At 58.5% G+C, this 25,784-nt stretch carries 23 protein-coding genes and 4 pseudogenes; 9 read left to right on the top strand and 18 right to left on the bottom strand.

Features of this window, described 5'->3' with window-relative positions:
• Nucleotides 1–164 precede the first annotated feature (164 nt).
• The 5 genes and pseudogenes from ACQUQ0_RS13475 (at nucleotide 165) to ACQUQ0_RS13455 (ending at nucleotide 6,043) form a co-directional block, all read left to right on the top strand.
• The gene (locus tag ACQUQ0_RS13475; RefSeq protein ID WP_435185773.1) at nucleotides 165–1,370 is read left to right on the top strand and encodes a cytochrome P450; all 1,206 of its coding nucleotides are present in this window, start codon (nucleotides 165–167) and stop codon (nucleotides 1,368–1,370) included.
• 9 nt (nucleotides 1,371–1,379) lie between these two features.
• Nucleotides 1,380–1,688, top strand: a complete 309-nt coding sequence (locus ACQUQ0_RS13470) for a putative quinol monooxygenase (protein WP_435185771.1) — start codon at nucleotides 1,380–1,382, stop codon at nucleotides 1,686–1,688.
• A 255-nt stretch (nucleotides 1,689–1,943) separates the two neighbouring features.
• Nucleotides 1,944–2,381: pseudogene (locus ACQUQ0_RS13465) on the top strand (IS5/IS1182 family transposase); the annotation flags it as partial.
• A gap of 356 nt (nucleotides 2,382–2,737) precedes the next feature.
• Nucleotides 2,738–3,975: pseudogene (locus ACQUQ0_RS13460) on the top strand (RNA-guided endonuclease TnpB family protein).
• A gap of 703 nt (nucleotides 3,976–4,678) precedes the next feature.
• The gene (locus tag ACQUQ0_RS13455) at nucleotides 4,679–6,043 is read left to right on the top strand and encodes a restriction endonuclease (protein WP_435185769.1); all 1,365 of its coding nucleotides are present in this window, start codon (nucleotides 4,679–4,681) and stop codon (nucleotides 6,041–6,043) included.
• Nucleotides 6,044–6,078: 35 nt separating this feature from the next.
• Here ACQUQ0_RS13455 and ACQUQ0_RS13450 read toward each other — a convergent pair whose 3' ends face one another.
• The 9 genes from ACQUQ0_RS13450 to ACQUQ0_RS13410 all read right to left on the bottom strand — a co-directional run bounded on the left by ACQUQ0_RS13450 (nucleotide 6,079) and on the right by ACQUQ0_RS13410 (nucleotide 12,154).
• Complete coding sequence (locus ACQUQ0_RS13450; RefSeq protein WP_435185767.1) at nucleotides 6,079–7,029, bottom strand: MarR family transcriptional regulator; 951 nt, start codon at nucleotides 7,027–7,029, stop codon at nucleotides 6,079–6,081.
• Between the two features lie 44 nt (nucleotides 7,030–7,073).
• Nucleotides 7,074–7,658 (bottom strand): hypothetical protein, encoded by a 585-nt coding sequence (locus ACQUQ0_RS13445; RefSeq protein ID WP_435185766.1) that lies wholly within the window; start codon nucleotides 7,656–7,658, stop codon nucleotides 7,074–7,076.
• A gap of 82 nt (nucleotides 7,659–7,740) precedes the next feature.
• Nucleotides 7,741–8,136 carry a DUF7567 family protein gene (locus ACQUQ0_RS13440; RefSeq protein WP_435185764.1) on the bottom strand — a complete coding sequence of 132 codons (396 nt, stop codon included), beginning with the start codon at nucleotides 8,134–8,136 and terminating at the stop codon, nucleotides 7,741–7,743.
• Nucleotides 8,137–8,205: 69 nt separating this feature from the next.
• Nucleotides 8,206–8,571 carry a DUF7568 family protein gene (locus ACQUQ0_RS13435; RefSeq protein WP_435185762.1) on the bottom strand — a complete coding sequence of 122 codons (366 nt, stop codon included), beginning with the start codon at nucleotides 8,569–8,571 and terminating at the stop codon, nucleotides 8,206–8,208.
• Between the two features lie 3 nt (nucleotides 8,572–8,574).
• On the bottom strand, nucleotides 8,575–9,066 hold the full coding sequence (locus ACQUQ0_RS13430) for a hypothetical protein (protein WP_095637988.1): 492 nt from the start codon (nucleotides 9,064–9,066) through the stop codon (nucleotides 8,575–8,577).
• Nucleotides 9,067–9,170: 104 nt separating this feature from the next.
• Nucleotides 9,171–9,587: a hypothetical protein gene (locus tag ACQUQ0_RS13425; RefSeq protein WP_435185760.1), complete on the bottom strand. Its 417-nt coding sequence runs from the start codon at nucleotides 9,585–9,587 to the stop codon at nucleotides 9,171–9,173.
• Between the two features lie 74 nt (nucleotides 9,588–9,661).
• Nucleotides 9,662–10,324: a DUF6735 family protein gene (locus tag ACQUQ0_RS13420; RefSeq protein WP_435185758.1), complete on the bottom strand. Its 663-nt coding sequence runs from the start codon at nucleotides 10,322–10,324 to the stop codon at nucleotides 9,662–9,664.
• Nucleotides 10,325–10,539: 215 nt separating this feature from the next.
• A complete protein-coding gene (locus ACQUQ0_RS13415; protein ID WP_435185756.1) occupies nucleotides 10,540–11,811 on the bottom strand; it encodes an RNA-guided endonuclease InsQ/TnpB family protein in 1,272 nt (423 codons plus the stop codon).
• 154 nt (nucleotides 11,812–11,965) lie between these two features.
• Entirely contained in the window at nucleotides 11,966–12,154 is a 189-nt protein-coding gene (locus ACQUQ0_RS13410) for a hypothetical protein (protein ID WP_435185754.1), read from the bottom strand.
• Nucleotides 12,155–12,491: 337 nt separating this feature from the next.
• Between ACQUQ0_RS13410 and ACQUQ0_RS13405 the strand changes: the two genes are divergently transcribed.
• Nucleotides 12,492–13,043: a DUF7342 family protein gene (locus ACQUQ0_RS13405; RefSeq protein WP_435185878.1), complete on the top strand. Its 552-nt coding sequence runs from the start codon at nucleotides 12,492–12,494 to the stop codon at nucleotides 13,041–13,043.
• Between the two features lie 45 nt (nucleotides 13,044–13,088).
• On the opposite strand, the gene ACQUQ0_RS13400 is transcribed toward ACQUQ0_RS13405, so the two are convergent.
• The 9 genes and pseudogenes from ACQUQ0_RS13400 to ACQUQ0_RS13360 form a co-directional block, all read right to left on the bottom strand.
• A complete protein-coding gene (locus ACQUQ0_RS13400; protein ID WP_435185752.1) occupies nucleotides 13,089–13,910 on the bottom strand; it encodes an SWIM zinc finger family protein in 822 nt (273 codons plus the stop codon).
• Nucleotides 13,911–13,912: 2 nt separating this feature from the next.
• Entirely contained in the window at nucleotides 13,913–14,365 is a 453-nt protein-coding gene (locus ACQUQ0_RS13395) for a hypothetical protein (RefSeq protein ID WP_435185751.1), read from the bottom strand.
• Complete coding sequence (locus ACQUQ0_RS13390) at nucleotides 14,362–14,874, bottom strand: winged helix-turn-helix domain-containing protein (protein ID WP_435185749.1); 513 nt, start codon at nucleotides 14,872–14,874, stop codon at nucleotides 14,362–14,364. The genes ACQUQ0_RS13395 and ACQUQ0_RS13390 overlap by 4 nt, the downstream gene beginning before the upstream one ends.
• 104 nt (nucleotides 14,875–14,978) lie before the next feature.
• Nucleotides 14,979–15,077, bottom strand: a pseudogene (locus ACQUQ0_RS13385) (transcription initiation factor IIB family protein); the annotation flags it as partial.
• Between the two features lie 34 nt (nucleotides 15,078–15,111).
• Nucleotides 15,112–16,389, bottom strand: coding sequence for an RNA-guided endonuclease InsQ/TnpB family protein (locus ACQUQ0_RS13380; RefSeq protein ID WP_435185748.1), 1,278 nt, complete (start codon nucleotides 16,387–16,389; stop codon nucleotides 15,112–15,114).
• Between the two features lie 115 nt (nucleotides 16,390–16,504).
• Nucleotides 16,505–17,044 (bottom strand): annotated as a pseudogene (locus ACQUQ0_RS13375) (transcription initiation factor IIB); the annotation flags it as partial.
• Between the two features lie 294 nt (nucleotides 17,045–17,338).
• Nucleotides 17,339–18,667, bottom strand: coding sequence for a hypothetical protein (locus ACQUQ0_RS13370; protein ID WP_435185746.1), 1,329 nt, complete (start codon nucleotides 18,665–18,667; stop codon nucleotides 17,339–17,341).
• Entirely contained in the window at nucleotides 18,660–22,328 is a 3,669-nt protein-coding gene (locus ACQUQ0_RS13365; RefSeq protein ID WP_435185744.1) for an EVE domain-containing protein, read from the bottom strand. The genes ACQUQ0_RS13370 and ACQUQ0_RS13365 overlap by 8 nt, the downstream gene beginning before the upstream one ends.
• Before the next feature lie 255 nt (nucleotides 22,329–22,583).
• Nucleotides 22,584–23,312 (bottom strand): hypothetical protein, encoded by a 729-nt coding sequence (locus ACQUQ0_RS13360; protein WP_092663549.1) that lies wholly within the window; start codon nucleotides 23,310–23,312, stop codon nucleotides 22,584–22,586.
• A 73-nt stretch (nucleotides 23,313–23,385) separates the two neighbouring features.
• Between ACQUQ0_RS13360 and ACQUQ0_RS13355 the strand changes: the two genes are divergently transcribed.
• The 3 genes from ACQUQ0_RS13355 (at nucleotide 23,386) to ACQUQ0_RS13345 (ending at nucleotide 25,752) form a co-directional block, all read left to right on the top strand.
• Nucleotides 23,386–24,096, top strand: a complete 711-nt coding sequence (locus ACQUQ0_RS13355) for a DUF6884 domain-containing protein (RefSeq protein WP_435185742.1) — start codon at nucleotides 23,386–23,388, stop codon at nucleotides 24,094–24,096.
• Nucleotides 24,097–24,161: 65 nt separating this feature from the next.
• Nucleotides 24,162–24,779, top strand: a complete 618-nt coding sequence (locus ACQUQ0_RS13350; protein ID WP_435185741.1) for a hypothetical protein — start codon at nucleotides 24,162–24,164, stop codon at nucleotides 24,777–24,779.
• 1 nt (nucleotide 24,780) lies between these two features.
• Nucleotides 24,781–25,752: a Kiwa anti-phage protein KwaB-like domain-containing protein gene (locus ACQUQ0_RS13345; RefSeq protein ID WP_137784236.1), complete on the top strand. Its 972-nt coding sequence runs from the start codon at nucleotides 24,781–24,783 to the stop codon at nucleotides 25,750–25,752.
• Nucleotides 25,753–25,784: the final 32 nt, after the last annotated feature.

The raw sequence follows: 25,784 nt of genomic DNA, 5'->3' as shown, positions 1-25,784 counted from the left end.
CTGTCAGTGCCACGCTAAGAGGACGTCACGGTCACCGTGAGGGAAACTCTAACTACATATACGTACATCCACTGTACAAGCAAGAAAGAGTATACCTAATTATTCAATGAAAGACCCAATATATTATGAAAAGTGTTATCTAAAACCGTAGAATGCTGGCTGATATGGAACTGAACGCGGGAGAAACGTGGAAAGAATCGGTCCCGGAGGCCTGCCCGGCGGGCCTCAAATCGGTCTCGGCGCTGCACGACCCGCACGAGTGGTACGCCCGAAAGCGGCGCGCGGGTCCGGTCCAATACGATCCTGACCGGGACGTGTTCGATGTGTTTTCCTACCGGCACGTCAAGGCGGCGCTCCAAGACAGCGACCGACTGGTGCGCAAGGAACTGACGCGAGGACACACCGACACCGGGGCGTTCGACTACATCGACAACGCGATGGTGTGGTCCGACGGGACCAAACACAAAGAGTCCAAGAGCCAGCTGTTCTCGTACTTTCGGCCGGACCTACTCCGAGGGCTCACAGAGTCGATCGAGGAGATAGCCCGCCGTCAGGTTGACGAAGTGCTGGCCGACGGGAGCGACTTCGACTTCGTCTCGGAGTTCGCCGTCCCCGTCCCGCTTCGGGTCGTTATGGAGCTCGTGGGGATTCCGAAGGGCGATCACGACCGAATGCTCACTTGGTTGGAGACCTTCCGAGAAGTGATGAACACCGAGTACAGCGCCGTCGGCAGTACGGACGGCGACCGGATGGCCGAGGCGGTCACGTACTTCGAGGAGTTGGTCGAGACCCGCCGCGCGGATCCGCAGTCCGACCTCATCTCCCGGCTCGTCACCGAAACGGAGCTGACGGGAGCGGAAATCGGCGCCAACTGCTTTGACTTCATTCTCGCGGGTCAGGGGACGATGTCGGAGTTCCTCGCGAACGCGCTGTACCTGTTCGAAACGGAGGATATGCTCGAACGTATCGACGACTACGACCTCGACGTGGTCCTCGAAGAGGTCCTCAGATATCGGACGCCGCTGCAGTCCCGGGCCCGTGAGACGACAGAACGCGTTGCGATGGGCGAGACGACCATCCCGCCGGGAGAGACGGTGATTCTCTGGCTTGGTGCGGCGAACCGTGATCCACAGCAGTTCGAGGCCAGCGACACCTTCCGGCCGCGGCGCGACCCCGATCACCTCGCCTTCGGCAGCGGCCCACACACCTGCATCGGTGCCCCGCTCGCCCGCCTCGAAGCGCCGCTCGTACTGGAGACGTTCCTGGACGCGTTCGAGCACGTCTCTGTCGAGACGGACGCGATGCGACCGAAACCGAAACCGTCGAAACTGGGGTTCGACCGCCTCCCGGTCTCGACCACGCCGGCCTGAGGCGATACGATGATAGTCAAACACTCGGAGGTCCCCGTCGAGCCGGAGACCCGCGAGGAGGCGATCGAACTCCTCGAAGCGCTCGCCGCGGACTCACGCGCCGAAGAAGGAGTCATCAAGTATCGCGTTACCGCTGATCTCGAAGATCCGAATACGATACGGATCTTCGAGCAGTACCGGGACCAGGCGGCCGCGGATGCCCACGAAGAGAGCGATCATCTTGCGGCGTTCGAACGGGCGTTCGAGCCACACCTCGCCGGTCGCTCGACCCTCCACTCCTTCGATGTGCGTTCGAAGACGACAACCGACGGCCCGTGAGTCGGCGCAGTTCGTCAGTGGAACTCGATCGCACGACTGCGTGCGTTCGGATGCGTAATCAGTCGCAAACGCTACGATAGGTGCGTCGACGTCGACGTGGGTGACGGATCATCAGCTACGCCGATGGCACGGCAGTACTCGCCCATTTTATCATATTTTTGTCACTAGTTCTCTCTTGGGGGGCTCTATTGAATCCACGGACTGCGTCGGGGTAAGTCGTCAGAACGATTGAGATGAAGCGGAAGAAGTGCCTTTGTGCAGAAGACTCTCTTCCGCTTCGTCAAACAAGTCGTCTCGATAGCACGAAAACTTACTGATGCTGCGCTGATGCAGATCAGCGATCCTGCCGGCAACGGCGTTGCCGGCTGGAAGCACGCCGTCTTGCATTTTCTCCGGCTCCATATGGAAGCGACACTCGAAGAAGTCCTTGACTGGGCCGAAGAGATGGAGCGGGTACGAGCCGCGCTCGTCTTAGAGCGCGGCGAGTTCCCCGGCCCGTCGGCGCTCTGTAAGTCGTTTGACCGAGCTCCGATGCGTATCTGGCGTGAGCTGCTCCGACTCTCGTCGGAGCTGCTCAATCAGTCGCGCCACGCTGCCATCGACGCCACCTACTTCGACCGCCGTCAGGCGTCGAGTCACTATCTCAGCCGCTGTAACCGTGAGGTACAGACCGTCCAAGCGACGTTCCTCGTCGGCCTCCGATCCCCAGTCGAATCCACTAGGGGCGCGGCGCAGAACGTAGAGGTGCTTGTCCAGCACGTCGCCATCGGGCGTGTACACCAGCTGTCCACCCATCTTCAGACAGCGAGGGAATCCCCGCCTTCAGGACAGGCGGGAATCGCGTCACTCTCTGACGCAACTGCCGTTAGTCGGCATTGCCAGATTCTCCTCGTTTTGTATCGATACACTCTCTGACGAGGCTCGATAGATTGATGTGATTCTCGTCTATCCACTCGGCTTGTTCTTCCGTGATGGTGATGTTCTTCCGTATCATCACCACGTTCTGTGTATTCGATGCGCATAAGTGTGTATAGTGTGTATTCGTTCGTGTGTCCGAGTCGGTGACGAAAACACTTCAGGCTACGCTCGTGCCACCCACAGCAGGCAAAGAGCAACGCCTGTCGCGTCTGCTGGACACATACGTGAGGCACTGCACGACGCCTTCGACGCCGGGGCTGAGACAATGTCTGCGGTCAACGACATTGTGACATCCTACGACCTGCCATATCAAGCCAAAGACGCGCTCAAGTCCTACGTCCCCAAACTTCGGGACACGTACAACGCTTCGGAGTTGGACGACGAGCATCCGCTTCGGCTTGTCAACCGTGCTGCGAAATTCGACTACTCCGACGAGCGCGAGTACGGCTACGTGTGGCAGGTTCCCCAACCCGGTCGCGGGACGAACTTCTGGATTCCACTGCGTATCAACCCCGAGCAGGAGTCGCTGTGGAACGATCTGTTGACCGACGATGGGGCAGAACCCGGTGAAATCCAGCTCCAGCGACACCGAACGTCGTGGGAGTTGCACGTTACCGTCGAGTACGAGGTCGAACGGACCAACTCGGACTATGCAGACCCGACGTACATCGGCTTCGACGTTGGTGAGAGCGCGTTGATTACGGGCTGTGCCCTGAAACGCGACGTACCACGGGAACCGATTATTGTCAGTGGCAATCGAGCGCGGCGTCTGCGGAAAGAGATGCACACGACGCTCAAGCGACTCCAAGAGCGTGAGGCTGCTGAGTGGCGGATCGACGAGCGCTTCGACTACTACCAGAACGCGCTCACTGATATTGTCGAGAAGGTGTCTCGGCAGGCTGTCGAGTATGCCCGCGGGTTCGAGAACCCTGTAATCGTCATGGAGGATCTGACCTACATCCGCGAATCGCTAGACTATGCAAAGTGGACGAACAGGCGACTCCACGCATGGGCGTTCGCTCGATTACAGGGCCGTATCGAGTATAAAGCCCGAGACGCCGGTACCCCGGTTGAGTACGTCAACGCCGCTCACACATCCCAAACGTGCCATACCTGCGGCCACATCGGAACCCGGGACGGCGACGACTTCCGGTGTCAGAACACCGATTGCCACATCACAGTGTTCCACGCCGATCTGAACGCGGCGGCGAATATCGCTGGCCGCGTTGACCCGTGGGGAGAGAGCCTGTCTTGGGAACCGACAGGCAATGACTCGCCTCGGGATGGGAGCGCCCGTGACAGCGCCACAGTCCACCGTGAGACGAGCGAGAAACCCTCGCAGATGAGACTCACGGCGTTTACGGACTGAAACCTCTCCGGGCTTGCCACGTCGGCGGCAGGGCCGGAATCCAACCGTGTTGGAAGCCCCGCCGTTTCCCGCGGGCGAGGATGTCACACAGCGTTCGCCGCGGTATGCTCGGCTGCCGGTCATCGAAACTCACCCTCCCGGTGGCCCAAGCCTCGTGGTCGTTCCGGTGGCTGGCTGGGCCGGGAATCCGACGGTCGACGGGCAGTATCGGGACTGCGTCCGCTTCGCCGAGTGCTCGCACTCGCGGCTCCGGTTGGTCGGGACCCGACGTACATCGGCTTTCGCGCTTGACTTCGCTCCGTGACGACCTCCTGATGGAGCATCGTACAGAGCTCCATGACGCTCTCGGCGAGGTCGAACGCCGCTGCTCGCGACCGGAGGTCGTGCTGGCTGAAGAGGATCGTCCCATCGGCTCGATCGACCCGGACCAGCCAGTCCGAGGATTGCTGGACGTGGCAAAGGACGGATTTCGAGAACTCGTAGGCGAACACGAAATGGTCGTCGTCCGTTCGTCGATACAACCACCAGCTGTCGGGAGCGATCTCGCTGTTGCTCTCAGAACTCATCGGTTACCCGGGACGGATGTGTCGTCCCGCACCCCTTGCGGGACGAACAACAACACCAGCGCTCACGTCGTCGGGACTTCGTCGCCACCGTCGGCAACGTATTTAGTTATAGCAAGATACTGTCCAATTACATTCGGATGGCTGTACTGGACGACCTCTCGGGATTCGAGTTCGAGAACTTGATGGAGGACGTCTTCCGGAACCTCGGCTACGAAAACGTCCGCCAGGCCGAGCGGACGGCCGACGAGGGGCGCGACGTCATCATGGAGGAGGTCGTCGACGGCACGCGACGGGCGATCATCGTCGAGTGCAAGCACACTGAAACGGTCGGCCGACCGGTCGTCCAGAAGCTACACTCGGCCATCGCGACGTTCGACTTCGACGGTCCAAAGCGCGGGATGGTCGCCACCACTGGTCGATTTACGAACCCTGCCGAGGAGTACGCAGATCGGCTCCAGCGGAACGACGATCCCTATCCCATCGAGCTGATCGACGGCGAGGACCTCCGGGAGATCGCCGACGAGATCGGTCTCGATCTCTACAACGGCCGCATCGAGATCCTCTGTGACGAGACGCTCCGGCCGTACGACCCGGCGGCAGATGTCGACGCACCTGTCCAGGAGGCGTTCCGCGACATCGAGAACATCGAGGCCGCGGATCTGCCGGTGCCGCACTCGCAAGTGACGTTCCGACCGGTGGTTGCGATCACCGCCGACACGAACGCTGTCTTCGAGACCTCCGTCGGTGTCATCCACCGGATCAACGACCGCACACAGTTCGTTGTCCACGCTGAGCGCGGCCATCCGAAGGTGGCCGACGACGATGTCGCGACGCTGGTCACCGAGAACTTCCACGCGACGGTTCCCCTCGATAGCGGGCAGTTTACCGAGGTATTCGACGACGTCGACGAACGACGGTTCGGCCAGACCCAAACGGAGTACAAGGAGTGGGCTGTTGACCGCCTCCAGAATTACCACACGACGACGGTAACCTACACCGGCGACAATAACGTCACGTACAACAAGACGTGTGAGCCGAACCTCTCGGACATCTCAGTGCAATCGATTGAGCCGGTGTATCTACCTGAGGTTCGGCAGACGACCGACCTCGGAGAGTACACCTATCCCTACGAGTACTACGCGGCAGGGCCGTCCAGAGTGACCGAAGAGGACGGCATCCATCGGTGCGTCCACTGCGAGACGAGCGGCGTCGACGAGACGTACACCTACTGTCCAAACTGCGGGGCGATCGCCTGCGACACCCACATCAAGACCGAACGGCTCGAAGGGGACCCGGTCTGTACCGGCTGTGCGGTGACCGAACGGTTCGCGCTGAAGAGGAAGTACTTCTACGACGAGGAGAACCTCAGCGCGTTCCGCAAGGAGTACGCCGAGATGCCGATCCACGAGAAGGCGATGGAGAACAAGCTGCTGGCTGGCGGGAGCGTGGTTGCGACGCTGCTGCTCGTTGTCGGACTACTCGTGATCGGCGGCATCATCTAACCAGTCGCAATTTTCCGCTAGCTGCGGGGTTACTGTTAGGAGACTCCGTACTGCTCTTTGAGTGCCATATATTCGTCCTTCTTTGGGAGGATGACTGGCAGATCATCTGTTCTGTCGAAGTCGCCCTGAAGTGGCCGATACAACGCTTTCACAGTGGGTTCCAGGTCGTACCACTGTGCGGTCTCGACGAGTGTCTCCTGATCCATATCCTCCGCCTCGATCAGCAGCATCGAATAGCTAACCCGCCGAGATCCGCTATCCAGAAGGAGCGTATGGCATACGACTTCAGCAGCCGTTAGCTCCTCACCTGGAGCATACCAGAACGGAGGCTCGCCGGCGAGGAAAAACTGTAGACCATACGCTGCAAACCGACCCAGTCCGGTCATCTCCCAGTCCGGAGCTGCTTGGAGTGCGTCCGTATCCTCGTCGGTCTGCAGGCGAACGAGTGCTCGCTTCGGATCGCACCACGCGATCGTGGCACTGGGAGCGATTTCCCGGACTCGTGCTCGATGTTCGTGCTCTACGGTAGCCCGGGCGAACGCCAACAGCGGCGAGACTTCGTCATGAAGGGCGTACTTCGAATCGGATCTGGAGAGTAGTGCTCGGTGCTTGAGCGGCGATAACGCGCTGTGGACACCTTGGCGAGTGATTCCGAGCCGGTCTGCGATATCAGCGATGTAACGTGGTCTATCGAGATACCAACACACGCGGAGTGTGGCTGGGGAGAGCAGTTCCGTCCAGTCTACGTGGCTGAACTCCGACTGCAGCGTTCGATACGCTTCGGTAACTGGATGTTCCGCGATGCGGACACGACGCTGATTGCTGGACCCACGGGTTTCTGTGAGCAATCCCGCTGCGAGCAATTCGTCGAGTACGTCGTACAGATGTTCCTGTGAATATCCGGTTTCGGCCGCGAGTTCCGCCGGTGTTGCTTTACGGCCGGTACTCAGCGCGTCAAGCACGGCGAGTCCGGCCTTCGAAATCATCTGTGTCTTTCTAAACCCTAACTATCTAAATATGATTTGGGATTTTACTTGACGACTGCTTCGTCCCGGACCAGTTCTGCGAGCGCGTCCTCGAGCGACCCGTGGAACTGCCAGCTCGCCTGCTCGAAGGCCTCGTCGGTCGGGCCGTCCCAGCGGGGGAACGCGGAGTGACCGCTCACTTTGACTGTCCACTCGGTCGGTTCGTCGAACGGGTTCTCCGTCGGGAGTTCCACGACGTAGAGGTACTCCTCGTCGCCGTGGATGCCGTCGGCCGGATTCTCGACGCCGTGGCCCAGCAGGAACAGCGGCTGGTCCAGGTGCTCCATATTGGACGGCTCAAGGAGATCCGCTGGCTGAGCCGCGTCGATCGTTCGCTCTGGGTCGCCATCCAGGTAGAGGTCGACCGTCGAGAGCTTGTCGAGGAACACGAATGTCGCCGCCGTGTAGCCCGGTCCCCGCTCTGCGCGGGTCGCATCGAGAAGCTCTTTCAGTTGTGCGAGATCCCGGAGGACGCTCCCGGGGTACCCGTCCGAATGCCGGTACACCTGCGCGACGCGGTCGGCGCTGCCAGCTGTCTCACCGGTCTGTTCGACTCGTTGGACGAATCGGAGTTGGCTCCGTGTCGACATCGGTACTCGCCGGCGCGTGTGCGCCGGCACCCATCGCCGGCGCTGAAACAACACCACACAGTCGTAGCGCGATTGCAATCCGCTACGCGAGATGTGACACCTCGTCTGGTTCCTCCACGTCGTCGAATTCACCACGCTCGACCGGCTCCCAATCCTCCCCAGGCGCTGGACTCCACCAGTCGATCTCATAGGCACCCGGTGCACCGAGGATTTTTGCCCGTGCCGAGCCGTCAGGCAGGTCGCGACGGAGCTTCTCGTCGACGTGAAGGTTCCACGTCGAGTCGGTGTCGAAGCACGCGAGCACAGCCTCCTCGTAGCCACGGTCTTCTCGGGACTCTCGGAGGATGACCTGCGTGTTACAGTTCTTGCAGAACACTCCCTCGAAGGGAATGTGGGTGAACACTTCCTGCCCGCAGACCGGGCACCAGAGGAACTCGAACAGTGCCTCGCTGTGTCGGTCGAGTACTTCGAGGGTCATTGGTTGACTCACCCGGTCGTCCCGGGCCACCACCTCGTGCCCGGCCGACAAACAGCGCCCACCGCTCACTCATCGTTCAGCGCCGTAGATGATGCGTGAGGGGGCTTCGTATCCACAGTCGGGGCAGTCGTACCACCGCTGGACTTTCGCCCCGTCTGCTGCCTTCTCGCCGACGCGAACGTCGTCGTTCGGACACTCCGGGCAGTTGAGGTCCGGTGCGGGCCGCTCCCGGAGCTCGTCACGGAACGACGTCGCGTCCTTCGTCTCGTATCCCCGCGACCACACCGGATAGCCGTCGACGAGAATCACCCCGCGCCACTTGTACCGGTAGGAGTCCGGCGCTCGATGCAGGACGGCTCGCGCACCGGTCTCGGTGTTCCGATACGCAAGCGTCGGCGAGCGACTCTCGCGTCGCCAGTTGGTGATGGGAGGCATTATTCAGAAGTGGACGTCAGCGGGTACGATCCAGAGCTCTTCACTCTCCTCGAGGAGTCGGTCCAGCTGTCCACGGTGGCGAATGCCGGTTCCGTGTTCGGTGTACAGGAAGATCGTCGGGCCGTCATACGCACCGACCTTGTGGAAGGCGTGCCGGGCGAGGTCCTCGTCGCGCATGATCTCCTCGTCGGAGAGCTCCTCGATGGCCTCTTTCACCCGGTCGAGATTACGCTCGAATTCCTCCTTCGTCGCCTCCCAGCCACGCTCGAGCAGGTCTTCGCCGTCATCGGAGTCGACGGGGGCTGCCGTCGGCAACTCCCCCCATCGTGCCTTCCCCGCAACGGACGTGTCCTCCTCGTCGAACGTGACGTAGTAGTCGAAGACGGCGCCGGCGTGTGGGTCCGCGCCGACCAGTCGGTCGAACACCGTCTTTCCGGTGGCCAGCGCGTCGTCGTGCGTCGATGCCTCTACCAGTGCGTAAATCACCATATGCATCTCGAACACCTCGAAACGCCGACGCACCGGGAATCGTTGCTCGCTCCAGCTGCGCCGGCACCCATCGCCGGCGCTCGAAAAACTCTCCTCGTGACGGCGGATTCTCAGGATTCGTCCGCTCGTTCGACAGTGATGGTCAGGTCGCCCGATTCGTAGTCGGCCTCGAAGTCGACCGCGAACGCGTCCGACTCGTAGGCGGCGTGATAAGCACGGTGGCGTTCGAGCGAGCCTGTCGCCTTGAAGTGGAAGAACGCGGCCGCCGTGTAGGGCTTGCTCTGTGTTTCGACCTGCGACTCGACGGATGCGGGGAGCGCGATTTGGGGCGTCTCCGTGTCGATACTCGCAGCGAACTCTTTCGCTTCCTCGACGGTTGCTTGCGAATGTGCCGGTGTCTCGCCGGTGAGCACGTTCACCGGTGTTTCCGTCTCGTCGGTGAACAGGACGTCTTCGAAGGTGTGTGTTCCGAGGATCGCTTCGGAATCCAACTCGCAGTCGTGAAACGAGTCGTCCTCTGAGGTCATCGAATCACGAGCCTACGGCGGGGCTCACTCATTCCGGTCCCTGAAAAACAGCAGCTGCCACGAAACAGATCGGACTAGGAGTGGTTCAGACTCGCCTTCTCGAAGGGTGATTCCCCGGTCGGAATCAGCAGCTCCTGTCGGTCTCCGACTCGCTCGGCCAGCTTCCGTTTCAGGTACTGTCTCGCCGTCGACGGCGTGAAGACGCCCTTGTCGAGCATATCGCCGACGACGTCTTTGAGGGCCGCGAACTGGCCCTGCAGGTGGCCGTCGCCGACCGGCTCGCCGTCGTACCAGCGCACCGTTGCGAGCGCGCCATTCCCGACTGTTTCTCCCTGTTCGACCGTCTCCGAGTCGTACTGGAGCCCGAACCACAGCGTCCGATAGGCGGTCACCTCGAACGTCGTCGACACCACGAAGAACGCCTCGTGGTGGAGGTAGTCGAGATGGTCCGCGACGATCTCGTCGAGGGTGAGCCCGGTGGCGCGGGGCTTCGGCTCGACGACCGCCGACGGTCGGTCTTCGTCGGCGAGGTAGCCATCGACGCCATCTGCCTCGAGGCCATCGGCCAGTTCCGCCAGCAGCTGTTTCGCCCACTTGGAGTCGGTGTCGTCGCCACCGAACGGCGACTCAGCCGAGATTCGGTGCTTGAGCTTCAGGTTCGCTGCACCCCAATGGCTGTAGTGGAGCGTGTACTGTCCGTCTGTGCGTTCGTACGCAACGAGTGCGCGGTGTCCCATTTGAACACTCACCTCGCAGGGCGACCCACGACTGGATCGCCCCGCACCCTTCCCGGGGGATGAACAACGCTACTCGTCGATCGACTCGGGGGAACCGAGGTCCGCGTGGAGGACTTCGCCGTCGCGAACGACGTACCGCTTCGCCAGCACTGGGAAGCGACACTTCGTCAACTGTCTCTGGGTCAAGCCCTGAGACTTGTCAGTGGACTCCCGCTCTATCCGCGCAAGGCGGAAGGCGTGTACTCGCCGTTCACGTTCAGCGTCCCTGACTTCAGGGCCAGTTGACTGGTGGCCCATCCACCGCGAGACTTCTGCCCGCGATGGATATACTCGCAGTATCGGTTTGCAATGTTCTTCGCCGCGTTGTAATCCGCGTTCACCTCATACCCACATAACTGGCACTGGAACTGCTTGTCGTCGCGATTATCCTCGTGGGTACACCCACAATATGAGCAACGCTGGCTCGTGTACGCTGGATTCACGAAGTCCACGAACAACTCAGTGGATTCGATCTTGTACTCAACGAGTTCCACGAACTTCGCGTAGGCCCACTGCTGGAACTTGCTGCCGTTCGCAATATTCTCGCGGATGTGGGTAAGATCCTCGAAAATAATCCCATCCACATCCGCATCACGGGCTTCTTCGATGAGGTCGTTGGCGCGGTTGTGGAGCCAGTCTACTGTCCACTCGCTGAACTGACTACCAATGGACTGAATCGTGAGATGCGCTGACCGTGTACCCGTCTGTTGCAGTTTGGCGCGGCGTTGCTCGTACTGATTGCGCTTGTGGGTGAGGAGGTCTGCACTACCGATGAACGCGCCTGTGGAGGTGACGGTGAACGCGCCAGTCACGTTCAAGTCCACGCCGAGAACCACTCCGTTCTCGGGGCTATCATCACGTGACTGGCTTTCCTGGCGTTCCGTTCCGTCACTCCTGTAGTCGGTCCTTTTCAGCGTGACGTGTAGGTAGAACGTGTCCTCATCCTCGTCGTACTGGAGCGTGGCACTCGATGCATTCCAGCTGTCACTCTCGTAGTACCGTCCGAACGGCGTGTTCTCTCGCTCATTTTCGGGTGGAAGCACGTATTCGGCGGTGACTCTGCCATTCGGCGTCGAGAGGGTAGCGTGGTCGTTGTTGAACGTCGCGGAGCGTTTGTCGTACACGATGCTCCACGAGTCGAATATGGGTTGGCTGGTCTTCTCACCTTGCGTCAATTTCTCGACGCCGGCCCTGACGGCTGCGATAGCACGACGAATACCTTTCTGAACGAGATTAGCGGTGAGTTCGGTTTCCTCCCGCAACTCGTCATACAGGGCCTGTTCGGCCCTGCTCTTGCTGGTGATACAGTCATCGTCGTACCGCCAGGCCCACTCGCTCGTTCGGTTAGCACAGTGGAGGAATTGGGTCTTGGTCTGATGGAGATCGTCACGACGTTCTCTGGGTACGTCGAGTTTGATTCGTACCGTGCGTCGTAGCGCGTCGTCCATCTGTGATTCACCTTTGTTGTTACTCCTTGGGGAATATGGAATTGTTCAGTGAGGTGGTTCATCTGTGTCCTCGGGGATCTCTCCCCGCATCCCTTCTGGGGGGCAATAAACAGCCTCCGGAGTGAGACATCCGGATTCTGGGCTGCGATGCCATTCAAGACTCGATCTGCGCATCGCCGTCTCCACTGTGTTGCGGTTGGGTGAGCAGACTCACGTTCTGGAGGAGTGTCTTCGCTGCCTCGATCCGCTCCTGATCTGCGTCGTCGAGTCCGGCCGTCTCGATGCGCCTGAGATTGGTGAGTGACCGATGCAGTCGATATCCGGGCGTGTTCCGTGGGTCCATTTGAAGCGCCTCACCACTCGCCGGCGCAGAAAGACTCCTTACGAGACTGTCGTCGGCGTATCAGCGTCGCCACCAGTGCTTGTCGCGACGTGTTGCCGCCAGGAGGTCACTCTCATACCTGTCGTCCAGCATCGTGTCCGGGATGGGGGATGTCTCGCCGGTCGGCCGTAGTTCCTCAAAGTCAGAATCACGGTTGTACATCGGTTGGCTCATACCTTCTGTCGGTATCGCATTTCAACGTCCGGACGGCTTCACTCGCAAAATACTCTTGATTATGCGAGACAGTACAAACATATATGAGAGTAGGGCGCGAACACTGCCCCAAGCGGTGCCAACCATGACCGAATCCCCGCGAGATGGGGTCCAATCGTGGACTGAGTCGATGAGCGCCCGCGACCGCATTCGGGCGGTCGCCGAGTCACTTCGCGAACCCCGCTCAGTTAATTGGATCAGCGAGCAGGCCGACGCCGCCTGGAGCACGACCAACGAGGAACTTCAGGATCTCGTCGACCAGGGCCAGCTGCGTCGCGTCGAGGCCGGCGAGACGACGCGCTACCAGCCGGACTACACGCGACTGCTCTTCGAGGAGATCCGCACGCTCATTGAGGAAAACACCCGCGAGGAGTTGCGGAGTGAATTGGCCGCGATCACCGAGGAGATCGAGGAGTGGCAGGCAACCTACGACGTTGAGACGTGGGAAGAGCTCGAACAGTCGCTCGCCGACGGCGATCTCGCAAGTGACGAACTTCATGAACGCCGTGACGTGATTACACGCTGGGAAGAGACTCTGGAGGACCGTCGCCTCATCAAGCACGCGTTGGTGCTCTACTCGGATGTCGAAGCTGCTCGCGAACAGCGAATCAACGTGGCTGACCGCGACACAAACTAACTCTCGTGATCGTCGAACTTACGGGCGTCATCGAGAGCGACACAGCTATTCGTCGGACTGCTCGCCCAGCTTCTCTCGAAGCTCGACTGCTGCCTTCTCGAAGTGTTCCGCGAGGAACGGCGTTCCCGATGTCGCCCGCTCGTTGAGGAATTCGCCGGCGTCAGTGACCGCATCAGCGTCGCGTTCCGCGGTCGCGACGCAGTCGACATACCCGTCGAGTGCCCGACTGAACGCACGCGAGAAGTGGTCGTACGCGCCGTCGACGCGCTCCATATTGTCGTCGAGCGATTCGACGAGGGCCCGATAGACGGTCGCCGCCGATGCGTATTGCCCCTGCTCGCGGTACTCGGTCGCGAGATCGAACCACTGCGCGAAGTCGATGGGTTCGAAGACGACGTGGTACTCGGGGTTCGTCGCTTCGAACCGCCGGTCGATCGAGACACGAAGCTCGTCGATCGACTGTCTCGTCGGCTCGCCGACGTGGGCGAAAAACCGGGCGCGGAGATCCGCATCGGCCGCGAGTGCGTCACGCAGGAACGCGCGGAGGTCGTCGGCGTCGGCGCCGTTAAGTGCGGCGTCGAGTTGATCGCCGTCGTCAGGCGGTGGGTCGTCGACACACCGAAGCAACACGGCGACGACGTGCTTGCACGCTCCCGGCCCATCGAACGGACAATCACACCACGGGGCAAACCCGTCGGCGGCGAGGTCAACACGGATATCGTACTGCCGGCTGCCGCTCACGACGGCGGTGACGGTGGTGTCGACGCGGTGGATCTCTCGGACATGGCCATCAGCAAGGTATCGTTCGCCGCGTTCGAAGACTGTGTCCGTGCAGATGTCCCGAACTGCGTCCTCGGTTACGTCCATCCTTACGGTGGGTTTGACGCACTATTCAGCCGATCTAGTGCATCATTCTCGTACGCTGCCCGCCACATCGCATGGACGGCACGCGTCACGAGCGAGACCTCGGTCACATCGATACAGGACGGCTCGGCGTCCGTCGTCGCGGCCGCAGGCGGGGGATGGAAATGACTCTCGGGCGAGTGTGTGTTCGGGTGGCGATCGAAGCGCCAGTTGACGTCGTCGCTATCGACGTAGTGGAATGAATACATCCCCAGTTCGCTCCACTGGATATCGAGCCGAGCGCTCTCGGCGTCGCCGAGCCCATCGCTGAGACTGATCTGCAGTTCCGTGGGGGCGACGACGTCATCGTACCCCGCTGCATCGACGAGCGGCTCGAGGTCGAGCCAGAGATCACGAATCCGCTGGAGGGCCGGCAGATAGATCGGTCCGAACTCGCCGGCCCGGTCGTCGTCGCTCATACGGCGAGTTGGTGGCTGGCCTCGTCGTAGGCGAGTGCGGCTTGCGCGACGGCAAGATTCTGCCGCGTCGTGCGCCACGCCGTGAGGTCGTCCCAGCCCTCCGTCTCGCCGGCGTCGAGTTGCTGGGCGAGTTCTTCCGGCGATACCACGTCGTAGCGGTCCTCGTAGCGGCGGATTTCGGCCTTCATTTCCTTGATGCTGTCGAGCAACTCCGGCCGATCGACTTCCTCACGCAGCTCACGGATCCGGGACATCAACACCCGGTCGCTGTTGCGCTTGTACAGCGTTGCTTGCCCGTCCTGTTCCGTCTCGGCGAACCCGGTGTTCACGAGCGTTTTGCAGTGGCGGCGCGCCGTCGGCTCGCTCACGAGGGCGCGATCGGCGATCTCGGCGGCCGACTGCCCGTCGTGGGTCTGTTCGACGATTTCGTACACTCGCTCGAACGGCGTCGTCTCCTCTTTCCAGTCCGCTTTGACCCGCTCGTTGACGTCGTCCCACGTCTCGGTCATACTGGGTGCTACGCAGTCGAGAGACAAATAATTTCCTGAGAAAATTATCTAATGGTAGTCGTTGTGCAGGTGCGTTGTCAGGCCACCTGCTCTGCTAACGGTATCTTGTAGGCGTTCGTAACTCGCGATTCCCCGACCGTCGCGACCGCCACGATGTCGTCGAGGAGCTGCGACCGGCCGGTACATCGACAGGTCCCGTGAACCGCCTCGGGATCAACCCTTGAGGCTTCCCGTGGATTAGTCGGACACGCCTCGGATACCATCGGGATGGTGCCCTCTCACGGTATCTGAGGCCACGGTCGGGGCGTCCACAGCCCCCGATGCCTGCCGTCGCACCTTCCTGACTTGGGGAAGGCTGTTGAGAGCAGGCACATTCCAGTCTTGATGCTTCGCGATACCTTTCACGGCAATGTTGACGCTCGCACCACGGTCGGCGTGGTCTTGATGCTGGCACGATCGGCACTTGAACCGCTTTCTGTGGCGGTTCGCTCGTTCCGTATGTCCACACATCGGGCACTGCTGGCTCGTGTATTCGGGGCCAATCCATACCGTTGGTACGCCCTCGAAGGCTGCCTTGTAGGACGTGTAGGATTGGAGGGCACGGAATGGCAGGTGGTGCAGGCGTCGGTTCATCTGCGTGCCGTAGTCGATACTCTCGCGCATCTCTTTGAGGTCTTCAAAGACGATGCACGGTTTCTCGAACTGGTGGCTCCACTCCACGATGTGACGGCTCACCTTGTGGAGTCGGTCACGGACGAACCGTTCTTCCTGACCTTCGAGCGTATCGTACATACTCGGTTTCTCGGCATTCTGCACCCGCTTCCGCATTGTGAAGTAGCGGTGGCGCTCGAACTTGATTTCGGGAAAGTCGATAACCAGCGTGTCCTCGACGCCCTCTGCTGATAGTGCCGATAGTGCAACGTTGTCTTCGTTCACGTCTACGCCGATGACCGTCCGAGAGTCCTGTTTGTCTCGGACGGTACGCTCGGTATTCGTGACGTTGATGTGTAACTCGGGTGTTCCGTCATAGAACAGGGCTTCCGCCGTCCCAATCGTCCACCCGTTATCAGAGAGCGCGGCTCGGAGAATATCGAGATGGGTGTCGTCGCCCTCCAGCACGCCTTTGACGTGCTTGTACGGTTTGGTACTGATACGGAACTCCACGGTTCCGTCGTCTCGGAGCGTAAGGTTGTAGCCTTCTTCGTAGTTGGCTCGAAGCGGGTACGCGCCGTCCTTGGTGTGACTCGGAAGGCCGAAGTCGTCGTACTCGTGGTAGTTCTCCATCGCGCCGAGTGCTTTCGCTACGACACGTTGTGTGGTATTTTTCACGAGGTCGGCGTCGTCGGCCACACGGTCAGGGATTTTATCCCAGGCCACGCCCTGCTTGGCGAGACGGATAGTTTCGTTGTAAGCCCGCCGCGATTCGAGCGTGGCGTCGTACAGCAGACTCTCGTTGTCACTCTGGATGTTGAGCTGGAAATCCAGCGTTTTCACGAGAGTCTGCTCCTGTGTCATTTCTCCATCTTGGTGTAGCAGTACGTTGTCTTTTAATATCAGCCATCCACGGTGAAAGTGGAACACTCACCCGATCTTACGGCCTTCACTCGGGGTCAAGCCCCGAGGCACTCGGCCTGCTCCGCCTGTAGATACTCGCTGCGCCGATGGCTTCGATGGATCTGCCACGAAGCAGATCCTCGCTCTGAGCGCTCCGGAAGAGCTGGCACGCCTGGTCACGAATCGACTCGGAGAGTTCGAGCGTACTCGCCAGCCGACGCACCTCGCCCAACCCGTGTGCGAGATTCCGTTCCGCTTTGGACCGCCAGCGACCACGGGTCTGCTCACGTCGCATCCGGGACAGCCGCCGGCGTTTCTGGCCGGAGAGTTCGTTTCCGTGTGCATCAGTTCCGCGGCCGATCTCCGTCGAGAGGCCTCGATCGTGGCGGGCCGCCGTTAATGGTGCACCTGTTCGCTCGCGCTCGTCTGCATCGTACGCCCGCCACTCCGGCCCGTGATCGATACGTTGTTCCTCGATAACGAGTCCACAGTCCTCGCAGACCGTTTCCTTCACGTTGGTCGTGACGTGTCCGTCACACTCGGGACATCGGTTTGTGCTTGACTCCGTTTGGACGTCTTCGTCGAAACCAGTTTCGTAGATGTCTCTCGTTGCCATTTTTCTCACCGTATTCAGGAACTCGCCAGTACGGCGAACCCCTCACCCATTGAGGGTGAAATAAAATCTATATGAGGATGAACTGTCTCACCGGAGTGAGGAATCGAATACGGCGCACTCTTACTCTACAACAGAACGGCCCACTCCTGAACTGCATTCTCTTGCTCATAGAATCATCGAGAATATTTCCAATCGCGTGGTTATGGCTTGCAGAATACAACTCTCGCGAGGCACCCAGCAGTCATAGCGCCGAACACAAACACGAATACGGACGGTCTGCGGATCTCGATTGACCTATCGAAGCCCCTCTGGTATCCAGTGCGTTGGGAATCTCTCAGCTGTTAGATCAGTAGCCGAGAGATGCGTGATGTGCCCGTCGAGCGGGGAAACTATGTTCGACTCTACCCCGTCGGTGATGAGTAGCCCCCGAATGTCGACGTCCTGGTCGGTAAGATAACCATCCTGCTGGGCGAACTCGATGTACTCCAGCAGTTCCTCAAGACCGCTCTTGAACGTCTGTGGACTGTCACTATATTTTATTTCGGCTAAGATGACCGATACCGGTATCTCTCGGCGAGGGGAATCATACACCTCGAAAACGATATCGGGGCGTCCACTGAACAGCGAATGCCGCGTATCGTCCCCAAGAAAAGCATCTACCAGTTCTTCATGACGGCGCTGGATGTGCCGGATACGTTCGACGTAGTCCTCCTCGACTCCATCCAGTTCAGAGAGTGGAACGTGGAAGGAGAGTTCCCCACTTCGGTCGTGGTACACATCGACCGTGTGCTGGTCGCCCTCTAGTGTCGCGAGCGGGTTTGACCCAGACTCAATCGGATGCAGTCGGAACCCCTCGTCGCTGAACCCTCTGAGAAGTCGGAAAATGCAGAACAGTTCGAACAGCCGCGGCAAGCGCTCCGGGACGACGAGAGTGTTCGACAGCAACTCGGAGATATCATCGTCATCATAGGCCCCGGCCAACAACCGGCGGTATCGATCGTAGTAGGTGTAGGCGTCGGTATATAGTGACTGGCGGGCTGTCCGAGCCGTATTGAGCATCCGCCGGGTGATCTCGATATTGTCCCCGTCACGGATGCGGTTGAGATGGACATTTCTGGCGTAGATTCGATCGAATTTGGTGATGCGCTCGGTCGGCCAAGCATTCGTCCGCCACTCATAGTCGATATTCGACAGGTCATCCTGGACTGTCGAGTGAATAACCCAGAGTAGTTTCTTCAGAACGAGATTTTCCGGGATATCGTACTCGGTATACGGTGTCTTGCAGGCAAATTGAGTCCGGTCGCCCGCAGCCTCGGAATACCGAAGCCTGGTCGTCGCCTGCCAGTCGATGCCGCCGCGCACCTCACCCTGCGTGACCTCTCGCTCGCGCTGATTGGCGGTCTTGACTCGGCGGAGCCGTCCCTGGAGGGCTTCAACGAACTCGACGATATCGTCGCTAAGGCAGAAGTGGATGCGTTTGAGCCGATTGAGGTTCTCGATCCCTAACCCCGAGATATCGAGCGCCCGGGTGACTGATCGCTCGTTGATGGTCCCGTTCCGGAGATAGGTGACCAATTCCTCTTGGACGGCATCTGTCAAGGCCGCTCGACTGAGCTTACTCATCGCTCCGTGGCGGCAGGTCGAAGAAGTCCTCTGCTTTCCGTTCGAGTCGCTCGCCCTCGAGGGTTAAGTCGACTGGGCCTTCTTCGGTCGGAACGTCTTCGTCCGTGAGCGCGTCGACAAGACCTCGTTGCTCCTGAGGTGCCATCCCTTCGAGCTGTGGGAAGACCAGCGCGATGACCGCGTCCGTCAGAGCTGGCCCCGGATCCTCAAGCGTTGCCGGACCGGCCGCTGCGAGATATCCGAGGATATCCCGGACGATTGACGGACCGATTGTCTGGTGGTTATTAACCTTGTACCAGACCACGGCTAGCTGTTTGTAACTCGCTTCCAGTGGTTCCCGGAGAGTCTCGTCCTCGGCAATCCATCCCGCTGCATAGTTTTCGTCGGACTCTGGGTCAAGAAGCGAGACGCGAACTTTCCCATCCTCGGCCAGTGGGGGAACGCTGACGTGTATGAAGTTGAAGCGACGCATAAACGCATAGGAGAGTTCATAGAGCGAGGTCTTGTCGTAGGTGTTCATCGTTGCAAGTAGCCGCCACGACGGAGTCACCGGGAACGTATCCGGATCAGTGATGATCGATTCCAGACGGGCGTCATTTTCTGCGTCACTACTATCAAGCGAGGCGATCTCGATAGGCGACTCTCGCTCGTAGGGGAGCTGGACCGAATCACCTGAGAGGACCGAAAACAGCTGACCGAAGGCTTTGTCGATATCTGAGCGGTTAATCTCGTCGATGACAAGCCACTCGTTGCGGATGGCGCCGTCCTTCCGGAAGCAGTCCAGAAAGATACGTGGCTGGAAAACGAGTTCGTCACCTTCAGCCGATCGGTTCGGGACATAACCACCAATCGTATCAAAGGTCGTCCATTCGGCGGTGGCAGTGGTGAAGCGGTGGCCATCGACGATATCGCCGTGTTTGTCGACAACCTGCTTGCAGATGTGTTTGGCCAGCTTGGTCTTCCCCGTCCCGGGCGGCCCGGTGAAGATGATGTGCTGCCCGGAATTCAATGAGGCTTCGATTTGGCGCTTGAGTTCTGCCTTAGATTCGAAGTAGAGCCCCTCCGGGAACTCAATCGCCATCGTTGGGGGCGAGAGGCGGTCTCGAAGCCCTTCGATTTGCGTGTCGATATCGCCAGTCGACTGAATCGCCTTGAATTGCGTTTCCGACAGCGGGAACAAGGCCCCTCGCGCGTTGTTCCGGAGTACCCGAGAGTCTTCTAACTCTTCGATGTCGGTTATGGTTTCCCAGGAGATAGGTGCCAGTGAGTTCTCGAATCGGAGCGTGAGCCCCTCGACTGGCTCGTCGCGGAATTCCGGTTCTTCTTCATGGAGCCCCTCGACCACGACACCCTCACCGACGATCTGCTGTACCGGCGAGGAGTGATAGAACAACACCCGGTCCCCCGACCGGGCGGTTTCATATGATTCGAAGAGGCGTCGCTTTCGTCCGGCCTCGTTGAAAGCTGTATAGAATATCTCTTCTCCAGGTTCCACGCCGTCGAGGTCCCAGAGATCTTGATTGGCAGTTGCCCAGTAGTATTTTCGTTCACGGCCTCGAGCCAGCTCCAGGATGGTGTTGTACTCCTGTTCGCTGAGTTCAGTGATGACGTAACTATTGTCTGACTCCAGTACCGGGCTATCCTCAAGCTCCGGCACGGTCTGCAGGCGACTCCAGTCGACCCCGTCTAATGTCTCATCCCAGGCGAGAGTGATGCCTTCGACGGGCTCGTCTCCATCGTCGGGCACCTCCTCGTGCAGTCCTTCAGTGACGTGACCTCGACCGACGATGGCCTGAGCGGGAGCATTCCGATAAATCAGAATCTCGTCGCCAGGTCGAGCCCGTTCGTAGACCGACTGGTTCCGGCGTTGCGTTCCGGCGTTCGTATTCCTCGTGTAGAACGCCTCACCGCCTTCATGATACCAGTCCTCGGACGCGGAATTGATCCAGAAATAATGGGTCTTGGTCCCTCGGGTAACGATGGTCTGAAAATCGGCGTCCGAGATCTCAATGATTGAGTGTTGTAAGGAAAACGACGTTTCGAGTTCGCCCCGGATGTCGTTCACAGCGACTGGATGAATCTCCTCATAATCCTCGATAGACGCAAAGCAGTGGATCTCATCGTCGCGTTCCTCGCGCTCGATGTCTGTGACTCGCGCCGTCGCATAAAGATCGCCGTCTTCGAGATAGACCACACGAGCCGTCTCGGCTTCCCAGAGGAGTCGGGTCCCGGGATTGCCCAGCTTGAAATGATACTGCGACGTCAGGTCGTCTTCCCACTTGTCATCCCCTGTTTGGAGAATAAAGCAACCACCTGGGGACTGGTCTGTAGCCTGGCAGTCGTCTGGTAGGGTTGCTACTGGTGGGTCGGTTACCGTCTCCTCGAGGGCGCCTAATACCGGAATCAGGTCCGGGTCACGCTCAGCTAACTGCCAGCGGATGCCCTCGAATGCCTCGGTCCCGATGAGCGTCTTTCGTGCAGAAAGTCCGGTCTCGAGTCCCCAATTACTGACGTCTCGATCGAACTCTGATTCGGGAACCACCCCCCATTCCACCGGCCAAGCGTGAACATGTCCGGTATCCGGCCCCTCGACCCGCTCGTCGATGACCTCCGGGCAGTAGTGATATCCACCCTGTTTGGTCACACCGATACCGAGAATGTCGCTCCCGTCTTTCGCGATGACTAGCTGTCCGGGCTGCATCTCCTTGCCGAACCGCCGGAGGTAGTCACCGACTTCGTTTCCATCCCACTGCTCGGCGGCAGTTTCGAGTTCTGCTCCCGAGAATTCGTCGAGTGGGCCTGTATCCCAGCCGATAGAGCAGATTCCCAGTTCCTGCCATACGGGCCAGAGCCGCTCCGGTTCGGGTTTCTCAACATTGGACCGCCCTGCATTGATCTGCCAGACTGTCCGGTCGTCGAAGTTCTCTGGGAGCGGTGAATTCTCTGGACTGACCTCCGCTCGTACCCAGTAACAGAAATAGTCCAGCTGTCGGAGATGGGAATCGAATCCGAACTCTTCGCGAATCGTGTGAAACTGCGCGGTACTGTCGAGATATTCTTCGGCACTGGCCGAGAGGCGGATGTCGAAACAGGCATCGAACACCTTCTCAGTCTGCTGGTTGACGATTGGGAATCGCGTCGGACGGAGCAGACAGAGGAGGGCCGTGAGCGTTGCCCCGCCGACGTTATCTAGATCGAGATCGAGGAGGCGCTTCGCTGCCGAATCGACTGTATCTGGGTCTGCCTCTTCATCGAGAAGTATCTCAAAAATATCGAGTAGCGTCTCTGCAGACGTCCCCTTGACTGAAGCATCGTAAGGGATGCCACCAACAATTCCAGTATTGTCCGATACCAGGTTTGCTGCGCGTTCCAGCTCCTCTTCGGAGCCATCAGTTTCGAAGTACTGAGCCTGAGTTGCCTCCCCACCGATAGCTGAGGAGGTCAGAGTCGTCGACTTGAGTGCTGTGAGCTCTGCATCCCCAAACACGCCTTCCGATTGGTACGCCTCCAGAAGGGCCCGGACAGCCTCTGCAGTCCGGTCGAAGGTTTCTTTGACACTCTCCCACCCCACTGCCTGGCGATACCGCTTGACACTGAATTTCGTGTAGTACCAGCGATCAGCATCGATATCCAGAGTAGTATCCGCATATCGAGTTGTCATCTACATTCGGTCGCGAAGGGCAGGCGGGAAAACTTTCCGGATAAACCTGTATCATTACCCTCAGCGCCATTTTAGATGGCGTTCGTTTCAGTACTGTTGGACAAAGCACGCTTGTATTGCCGATGATGGACACGGAGATTCAACTGTTGGCTTGTCTCTGAGAATGGGACTCGTCGTCCGGAATTGCAGAGATCTGTTTTGTTCAGTAACGGTATTTAGCGACCATTTGGCAGCATAGCAATGCTCGACCAGAGGTCATAGTGGCGTTGTGTTGTTGAGCGCCTGTTCCAATAGCTCCAAGAACTCCTCCTCATAGTTCTCCTCAACGTGATTCACGTTCCAAAGACCAGATTCCCGAATCTCCCGACTCTGACTGTACCGACCGAGCCACTCATCTCCTCGTTGGTCAATTGGACGCTTACCGAAATTGCTGAGGAGGGCGATAGCGTTCTGTTCAAGGGTTGCTCGGTTACTGTCGGCACTCGGTTTGTCGTCGAGGTTCACCCAGAGGAACGGCTGTTCTCGGATGTAGGTGCTCACACGTCGTTCGAGGATGTACTCCTCGTCACGGACCACTGACCGCTCGCGGTTAATGCTCGACCAGCGTTTGTCCCAGTCGGGGTAGTCGTCTTGGAGTTCGTGTTTCTCGATAATCGCCTCCCCGACGCGCTTGCGATACACAGAGCCGCGGTGAGCACCTCCGTGAGGATGATTGGAACTCCCGCTGCCTGTTCCGTAGTGTTGTTTCAGTCTGTCCCAGAGAGAGGTGCTGCTTCCTTCAGACACAGCATGCGTCCCGACGCGAGTAACACGTGCTCGGTCGGTTGATGCACGTGTTTCCCCCGGTTCAAGGAAAAAGTAGACACCCCGATCGGGCCAGTCCATGTACCCAGTGCAATTCTTGAGTTTTCGAGTTCCGCCGACTCGTTGCTCTAGATCGTCAAGCAAGCTATAGAAACGGTCGAGATCGTCTCGACGAGTCATTCTTACAGGATTGCTCTCATTCACGCACAAAGAGTTTCACCACTCGGTGAGACGACACCGAGTAGAATACCGGATGAACGTTCTCGTACTCTCACCCTGTTCCAAAGACAAACGATACGACCCTGTTCTTGACTGTGAGGGTGTGGACGAGCATTCGCGCGAGAAATTACTGCAAGCACATCCGGAATCCGCTACGACTGCGGCAGAGATGTATACCGGCAATGAACACCAGCATATCAAGACCGCGGTCGACCATCTCCGCAGTAGTGCCGACGTCGACTGGTATATCATTTCTGCAGGATTCGGGTTGCTACATAGCGAGACAGTGATCCCGTCCTATGAGTGCGGTTTCAGCGATATCGAATCCGTTCGAACACGGGCCGAGCGAGCAGGATACGATATTGACAACCTAACAAACGACGAGACGATTCAGATGGTCGGACGGGAGAAGGACATTCCTCAGGAGTTCCGGAAGGTACTGGGTCAAGAGTACGACTTGCTGTTTGTCGTCTTGAGTGAGCCGTATCTCCTGTCAGTGGCGGATGCTCTTACCCAGATTCCAGAGCAAATGGTAGCATTCGCGTTGGCCTCGAAGGGGAGTAAGCAGTTTATTGGTGATTGTACCTGGATTCCAGCTACGGAAACGGAACGTCGAGCCCTCGAAACGACGTGGATGGAAATTCGTGGGAAGCGGTTTCTTGAGATAGTGAAACAGCTGTCTGAGGATGACCTGGAACAGATGAGGTATGATGGAAGCAGCCAGGATTTTCCGAGACCCGACTAACAACCAAGCCACCATCAAGATTAGGTCAGTAGCCAGCTGACAATTACAAAAGAGTAGCGCCGACTATGCGAAAGTTCAGGGCACCGGTCAAGATCGTTCTCTTCCTCAGCTCTTACGTACCGCTATTCTTCATTATGGCGTTGAAGTTCGGGAAGATTCCCCCACTCTTGATCGCGGGTTACAAAATCCCCCTTATCGACCTCCCCTACATCGATTTCCGACTATACATCTCGTATCTGTCCATCGGAATTTTGGTGCTCTGTGTATTGTTCACCGCCCTTTTGTACCGAATGGTCACGGTTCATTCCAGCCGTGCTACTACTCAAGAGCCAGTCGACAAGTATCAGAAGCGGAGTGAACTGCTTTCGACGTACCTACTGGTCTATGTTTTTGTCTTCGCGGGTCTGAATTTCACGACTCTGCTTGACCTTGGTATCTTCCTAGTGTTTTTCGTCATCTTGGGAGTGCTCCAAATCAATTCGGAAATACTGCATATCAACCCGATGTTAGGGATACGCGGCTATCAGGTGTACGAGGTGACGAGTGACGAGCAGGTGATATTGGTAATCAGTAAGTCCTCACTTGAGGAAAAAATGATACTACCGGAGACAAAAACGGCAGATAATCCCCGAAAGAAAATCGAGGTCGTCTCCCTCGGTCGAACCACATACCTCGCACCATAATATGTCTGGGAAACTAAACGCGGCTGAAAAACTCAAGGAAGCCCGGGAGTTTGCGGAGGGGCGGACGGAAGCTGAGTTCTTGCTCGTTAGGAAGCAGGGGGACTCCCCAGAGGTAGGGAAGCTTCAGCTTGGACATCTTGTTCAACAGGAAATCGCAAAAACCGTCTCAGACGCTCTCACCGAACAGATTAACAACCTTCGTGACGGGCGAACCCGAGCACGGCCCCTGGATGTTGCAAACACGATTAGCGAGGAATCGGTCATACAGTGTGTTAGAATAGAGAACCTGCCCGACTCCGAGCTATTTGAGATTCTGAACTCCAGAGATAATGACGGGACGACGACGTACTCGGAAGATCCTGAGCCGAATTTTCAACTCATCCGTATCAGTGAACCGGACGGGAAGGTTCTGATCGGGGTTCAAAACTACAGTAACGCGAAATTGGTCGACACGACAAACGAACTCACACTCTGGTATCAAAACGAGGAGTACGAGCGCTTTCAGGGGGATCTATTGGTCATTCGCCCGAACCTCAACGCCATCTGCTACGATGGGTGGGTGTTCATTATTACCCCAAAGTCGTTCGAGAGTATGTTCGACATGCGTGAGGAGTACAGAAAGCGAGCGGAGGAAGCCATCGAGGCGTTCGAGGATGCCGGGATTACCTTTGCTGACCGTGAGACCACGACCGGATGGATGCTGAGCCATATCAATATGCTTCGAGGGATGTACGAAATCTATGATAACGATATTCACGAAGAGGCCACCCCAGACAAAATCGAAGCGATGATTCAAAAATACAATTTGGATACCCGTTTCTCGCTCGATTACGCTCGTCGGGACGGCCAAATCGAATTGGGCGTAGACGAGTACCAGCATACTTGGAAATTGATCAAGTTACTGGCGGCGAAGTATGCTGAGGACGACATCATGGGTGAACAGTGGGAAATTGATAGCGGACAGCGCCTCTAATCGAGAGTGGGCGGACGATATAACGTCATTAG

It is taken from the genome of Halobellus sp. EA9, from assembly GCF_051195055.1.
GTDB lineage: Archaea > Halobacteriota > Halobacteria > Halobacteriales > Haloferacaceae > Haloquadratum > Haloquadratum rubicundus.
This window is presented reverse-complemented; position numbering and strand designations above follow the sequence as displayed.

Coding starts and splice junctions, on each gene's coding strand:
- ACQUQ0_RS13475 (WP_435185773.1), top strand. CDS start 165: ATGGAACTGAACGCGGGAGAAACGTGGAAAGAATCGGTCCCGGAGGCC.
- ACQUQ0_RS13470 (WP_435185771.1), top strand. CDS start 1,380: ATGATAGTCAAACACTCGGAGGTCCCCGTCGAGCCGGAGACCCGCGAG.
- ACQUQ0_RS13455 (WP_435185769.1), top strand. CDS start 4,679: ATGGCTGTACTGGACGACCTCTCGGGATTCGAGTTCGAGAACTTGATG.
- ACQUQ0_RS13450 (WP_435185767.1), bottom strand. CDS start 7,029: ATGATTTCGAAGGCCGGACTCGCCGTGCTTGACGCGCTGAGTACCGGC.
- ACQUQ0_RS13445 (WP_435185766.1), bottom strand. CDS start 7,658: ATGTCGACACGGAGCCAACTCCGATTCGTCCAACGAGTCGAACAGACC.
- ACQUQ0_RS13440 (WP_435185764.1), bottom strand. CDS start 8,136: ATGACCCTCGAAGTACTCGACCGACACAGCGAGGCACTGTTCGAGTTC.
- ACQUQ0_RS13435 (WP_435185762.1), bottom strand. CDS start 8,571: ATGCCTCCCATCACCAACTGGCGACGCGAGAGTCGCTCGCCGACGCTT.
- ACQUQ0_RS13430 (WP_095637988.1), bottom strand. CDS start 9,066: ATGCATATGGTGATTTACGCACTGGTAGAGGCATCGACGCACGACGAC.
- ACQUQ0_RS13425 (WP_435185760.1), bottom strand. CDS start 9,587: ATGACCTCAGAGGACGACTCGTTTCACGACTGCGAGTTGGATTCCGAA.
- ACQUQ0_RS13420 (WP_435185758.1), bottom strand. CDS start 10,324: ATGGGACACCGCGCACTCGTTGCGTACGAACGCACAGACGGACAGTAC.
- ACQUQ0_RS13415 (WP_435185756.1), bottom strand. CDS start 11,811: ATGGACGACGCGCTACGACGCACGGTACGAATCAAACTCGACGTACCC.
- ACQUQ0_RS13410 (WP_435185754.1), bottom strand. CDS start 12,154: ATGGACCCACGGAACACGCCCGGATATCGACTGCATCGGTCACTCACC.
- ACQUQ0_RS13405 (WP_435185878.1), top strand. CDS start 12,492: ATGACCGAATCCCCGCGAGATGGGGTCCAATCGTGGACTGAGTCGATG.
- ACQUQ0_RS13400 (WP_435185752.1), bottom strand. CDS start 13,910: ATGGACGTAACCGAGGACGCAGTTCGGGACATCTGCACGGACACAGTC.
- ACQUQ0_RS13395 (WP_435185751.1), bottom strand. CDS start 14,365: ATGAGCGACGACGACCGGGCCGGCGAGTTCGGACCGATCTATCTGCCG.
- ACQUQ0_RS13390 (WP_435185749.1), bottom strand. CDS start 14,874: ATGACCGAGACGTGGGACGACGTCAACGAGCGGGTCAAAGCGGACTGG.
- ACQUQ0_RS13380 (WP_435185748.1), bottom strand. CDS start 16,389: ATGACACAGGAGCAGACTCTCGTGAAAACGCTGGATTTCCAGCTCAAC.
- ACQUQ0_RS13370 (WP_435185746.1), bottom strand. CDS start 18,667: ATGAGTAAGCTCAGTCGAGCGGCCTTGACAGATGCCGTCCAAGAGGAA.
- ACQUQ0_RS13365 (WP_435185744.1), bottom strand. CDS start 22,328: ATGACAACTCGATATGCGGATACTACTCTGGATATCGATGCTGATCGC.
- ACQUQ0_RS13360 (WP_092663549.1), bottom strand. CDS start 23,312: ATGACTCGTCGAGACGATCTCGACCGTTTCTATAGCTTGCTTGACGAT.
- ACQUQ0_RS13355 (WP_435185742.1), top strand. CDS start 23,386: ATGAACGTTCTCGTACTCTCACCCTGTTCCAAAGACAAACGATACGAC.
- ACQUQ0_RS13350 (WP_435185741.1), top strand. CDS start 24,162: ATGCGAAAGTTCAGGGCACCGGTCAAGATCGTTCTCTTCCTCAGCTCT.
- ACQUQ0_RS13345 (WP_137784236.1), top strand. CDS start 24,781: ATGTCTGGGAAACTAAACGCGGCTGAAAAACTCAAGGAAGCCCGGGAG.